The 3,733-nt window shown below is 42.1% G+C and carries 7 protein-coding genes; 6 read left to right on the forward strand and 1 reads right to left on the reverse strand.

All coding sequences use genetic code 11. The annotated features are described in order from the left end of the window. Nucleotides 1–250, reverse strand: a 250-nt coding sequence (locus tag K0A89_12795; protein ID MBW6519360.1) for an archaeosortase C, incomplete at its 3' end; no start/stop codon positions are given. Nucleotides 251–393: 143 nt separating this feature from the next. Between K0A89_12795 and K0A89_12800 the strand changes: the two genes are divergently transcribed. From K0A89_12800 to K0A89_12825, 6 genes are all read left to right on the forward strand, one after another. Next, on the forward strand, nt 394–759 hold the full coding sequence (locus K0A89_12800; GenBank protein ID MBW6519361.1) for a hypothetical protein: 366 nt from the start codon (nt 394–396) through the stop codon (nt 757–759). Nucleotides 760–1,138: 379 nt separating this feature from the next. Continuing rightward, entirely contained in the window at nt 1,139–2,176 is a 1,038-nt protein-coding gene (locus tag K0A89_12805; GenBank protein MBW6519362.1) for a nitroreductase family protein, read from the forward strand. 52 nt (nt 2,177–2,228) lie between these two features. Further along, nucleotides 2,229–2,465, forward strand: a complete 237-nt coding sequence (locus K0A89_12810) for a hypothetical protein (GenBank protein ID MBW6519363.1) — start codon at nt 2,229–2,231, stop codon at nt 2,463–2,465. Continuing rightward, nucleotides 2,447–2,671 (forward strand): hypothetical protein, encoded by a 225-nt coding sequence (locus K0A89_12815; protein ID MBW6519364.1) that lies wholly within the window; start codon nt 2,447–2,449, stop codon nt 2,669–2,671. The genes K0A89_12810 and K0A89_12815 overlap by 19 nt, the downstream gene beginning before the upstream one ends. Before the next feature lie 25 nt (nt 2,672–2,696). Beyond that, nucleotides 2,697–3,164, forward strand: coding sequence for a C39 family peptidase (locus tag K0A89_12820; protein MBW6519365.1), 468 nt, complete (start codon nt 2,697–2,699; stop codon nt 3,162–3,164). Beyond that, nucleotides 3,161–3,484 carry a hypothetical protein gene (locus K0A89_12825; GenBank protein ID MBW6519366.1) on the forward strand — a complete coding sequence of 108 codons (324 nt, stop codon included), beginning with the start codon at nt 3,161–3,163 and terminating at the stop codon, nt 3,482–3,484. Before K0A89_12820 ends, K0A89_12825 begins: the two co-directional genes overlap by 4 nt. Nucleotides 3,485–3,733 lie beyond the last annotated feature (249 nt).

Below are 3,733 nucleotides of genomic sequence, written 5' to 3' on the forward strand. Positions count from 1 at the left end.
CCAGCCGGCTTTGGGATGATATGTTAAAGACGATATCGCTCAGTACGATGCCCAGGCCGAGCAACATGAGCATTTTGTGGTCACTTTTAACCTCATCATCCAAATTGCCGAGTTTGATCTTTGAAATTGTCAGCAATGCCAGGAATAAAAGAAGGATACCAAGCGCGGTTGAGCCTTCACTGATCTCCACAGTACCTCCGAGAAAGAGTGCCAGTATTAAAAGGAACAGGAAAATGTTTTGTTTTTGCATGTATTTTCTCCTGGTGATTAATATATATCTGTGGAAGTATTAATATAAATAGTAAATCGTAAAGCTTTTAGTTCGTTAAGATGTAGTGAATATCACTTTTAATGGTGTATATTTATATTAAAAATCAAAATGGTTCGATAACTATGGGTTGTATCCATGAAAGCTGTGGTGGTGTTGATAAGGTATGGCTTCCTTATAAGATACATAATGAACTGAAAGGATTGAAACCGCATCCTTTTTGCATTCATTGCGGGGCGATTAAGAATATATCGCAGGAAAGACTGAGGACTGTTGGCTTTTACATGAATGTGCTGGCACGGATAGACACTCAAATCAGCAAGATCACCAAAGTCCAGATGCGTCTTATTGCACAGGAACTTGAAAACAGTGATGACTTTCATGATACGTATGCAATGACCCGGGATGCACAGGATTCCATGTTTATTGATGTTGTTACAAAGTATTGTGATGTACTGAAGGTTCATATATGCTCAATGCTTAGAAGTTGAGAGGTATATCTCAAAAAGATGATGTTACTGCCGATATCTGAATTGAATGGATGATAAGAGGAGTGGCAGATAGAGCGGAAGCTTTTTAGATGCAAATTGTCACCGGTTAAGAGTAGTATTATCGTTGAATACTTATTGTACGGATGACACGTATACGCACGAATGAATAAAATCAGTGAAAATCCTTCCGAACCATGTCATAGATGTTCGAATTTAGCCAAATATTTTAACGATAATAAGAGGATTTCAATGAACCAATGGTCTTTAATAATCATAGTATCAATTTTCCTGTTTCTAATATTTGCCGTTGTTTCATCTGGCTGCTTAAAAAAAAGAACAAACTGAACCGGTCTATACCAATGAAACTCTTGGTGGAGCATTGCTTGCTCCGACTTCTTCAGGGAATTCAGTAGAACTCTGTCTGAACAGCAGGGTATCTTACCATGACGGGTATAAAGGACAGGCCTCTGAAAAATGGTTGAGCAATGTTATCTGGGCTGCCGGACAGGCTCCGATAACAGGAGACCACCGGGATATTTACATCACAACCCCGTACGGCAAGTATCTTTATGAACCGGACACCCATGCTCTTTCCAACAGGACATCAGGACGAAGTGGTGATTCGGCTTTTATTTTAGATTATGACCGCGAACTTGATTTTGATGCCGGTGTTTCCTCTATGTTTGCGCTGCTCGAGTCTGTGTCCCTATGGGACGGGACAGGGTCACAACTTGCGAGCTGTCCGAAACAGGAAAGCCTGTATTTCGGGATAAGGGATGTGGAAGCACTGACGGAGGAGGTGGTTGTGACCTCATCCGACGGCTCGCTGCCAGATCCTGAAACGAATGGGGATGATTCCCTTGAAGATGTTATTGCCAACTTGAAGTATACTGATAATTTTACTGGTGAAGATATATCGCTGGAAGACCTCTCACAATTACTATGGGCCGGATACGGCGGCACGCCCCACACGACCTATAACGGGCGCGGTGGTTTAACAGTACCCTCGTGGTGTGCTGAATATTTTCTGACCGAGAATATTTATGTGGTGAAACAGGACGGTGTGTTCAGGTATCACAACCGGAACCCTGGCAGTGATCTGACCACAAGGGACCACATGCTTGAGTTGATAAAGGAGGGCGATGTGAGGGAGGAGCTGCGATCGGCAATAAGGGAACTGCCTGATGCGCCGTGTTATGTTGTGCTCTGTCTGGATGCTGAGGATAGGAGTAAGTGGTATGCACATCTTGAGACGGGATTTGTTGGGGGGAATATGTTGCTGCAGGGGTCGGCGATGGGTGTGGGAAGCTGGTTCACGACGGAGTTGAGTGAGGATGCGCAACTGGGGATACAGGAAGTGGTCGAGGTGAAGGTCGATGATGTGCCGGCTGTGGTGATGTCTGTGGGGTATGTTTGAATGTGAGATAATATAAATAATTAAAAAATTATACCTCCATAGGTGAAATATAATGCAAATCGAAGAGAAATTGCTTAATGATCTGTTAATTCCCCGTAAAATCCTTGAAAGTATTGGAATTTCAGGAAGGGCGCAGATAATAATGAAGACCGGAGAATTAACAATAATACCATATCAAAGAAAATCGGTAATAAGGGAATTGAAAGGACTTGGAAAAAGTATTCAGCCAGAAAAAAGTTCAGTAGAACTTATTAGGGAGCTTAGAGCAGAATGGGAGATATCGGAATAATTGGACTGGATACGAACATATCCATGAATGTTCTGAGAGAAGAAAGTGGAACTGACTCATCAACGATTCTCTTAGAACAAATTGAATCCGGCAGAATGCCTGGTGTTGCCAGTGTTCTTATTTTGGCTGAGATAGCTACATTATTTTACAGAAATGGAGATTTTGAGGGCGGGAAAGTGCCTGTCGGAAATTATATCTGGCAATAAAACGAAAATTGGATAATGATTGTTAATGATTGTATTAGAAGTACCATACTACAAACAGCAGGAATGGTATACCTGTGGTCCGGCGTGCCTTAGAATGTTGCTAAAACACATTGGCATCTCGGCACCAGAAGAAGATGTAGCAAAGGCATGCAAAACAACCGAACTTGGCACCACTCCGATGCAACTGGTAAAAGGTTCAAAGGTATTTGGATTCAATGCAGATGCTATAAAATATGAAGACATTGATGATTTAAAATCTACGCTAAAAAGCGGCAATCCAGTCATTGTACTGCTTGATGCTGGAATACTATACGGAGGAGTACAGGGATTCGGCCATTTTGTGGTGATCACAGGATTCGATAACAACAATATCATCTATCATGATCCCGATATTCCAGATGGCCAGGATGCAAAATGTAGTATTGAGAGATTTATGCAGGCATGGTCAGCTTTAAAATGCTGGGTGATCAAACTCCAGAAGGTGAAACAATGAAGTCCAGGGAAATGTATGAAACTGCTAAGGAGTACCTTATAGAAAATATGGGAAACCAGGTATCTGCCGGTGATGTGTATTACGACAACAGTACTAAAACATGGAATGTGAAGATAATTTCCAAAACTCCACACGGCATATTGATAGTTGGAGAAATGCACCTCGACGAAGAGAAAACGATAATCTATGTAACACCCGGTGAGCAGGTGTTGAAAATACTCAGATCCAAACTCAAGGAAGAACGCGTACTTATCGATGTGCCGGCCGATGCACTGGCGCGGATCAAAGAGACTGTACCGGATGTGACTGTGTACGGGTGACGGAGGAGTTTAACTTACCTGCATGAAATGTCGAAGAGGCAGGAAATCCCATCCTGCCGGATTTTTTTTATCGATAGAAAAGATATTACCTGTACGTTGAAAAATGATCAAGATCACCAATTCTTTTGATAAGCAGCAGTGGGATGAGTTTGTACGAAACCATCCACATGGAAATATATTCCATACCACTGATATGGCTGAGGTGTACAGGCAGACAAAGAACTATGACCCTATATCGTTTGGTTTGTT

Source organism: ANME-2 cluster archaeon (assembly GCA_019429385.1).
In the GTDB taxonomy this organism is placed as follows: Archaea; Halobacteriota; Methanosarcinia; order Methanosarcinales; family Methanocomedenaceae; genus Methanocomedens_B.

Excerpts from the sequence above, each read along its gene's own strand:
- K0A89_12800 (MBW6519361.1), top strand. The coding sequence starts at position 394 with ATGGGTTGTATCCATGAAAGCTGTGGTGGTGTTGATAAGGTATGGCTT.
- K0A89_12810 (MBW6519363.1), top strand. The coding sequence starts at position 2,229 with ATGCAAATCGAAGAGAAATTGCTTAATGATCTGTTAATTCCCCGTAAA.
- K0A89_12815 (MBW6519364.1), top strand. The coding sequence starts at position 2,447 with ATGGGAGATATCGGAATAATTGGACTGGATACGAACATATCCATGAAT.
- K0A89_12820 (MBW6519365.1), top strand. The coding sequence starts at position 2,697 with ATGATTGTATTAGAAGTACCATACTACAAACAGCAGGAATGGTATACC.
- K0A89_12825 (MBW6519366.1), top strand. The coding sequence starts at position 3,161 with ATGAAGTCCAGGGAAATGTATGAAACTGCTAAGGAGTACCTTATAGAA.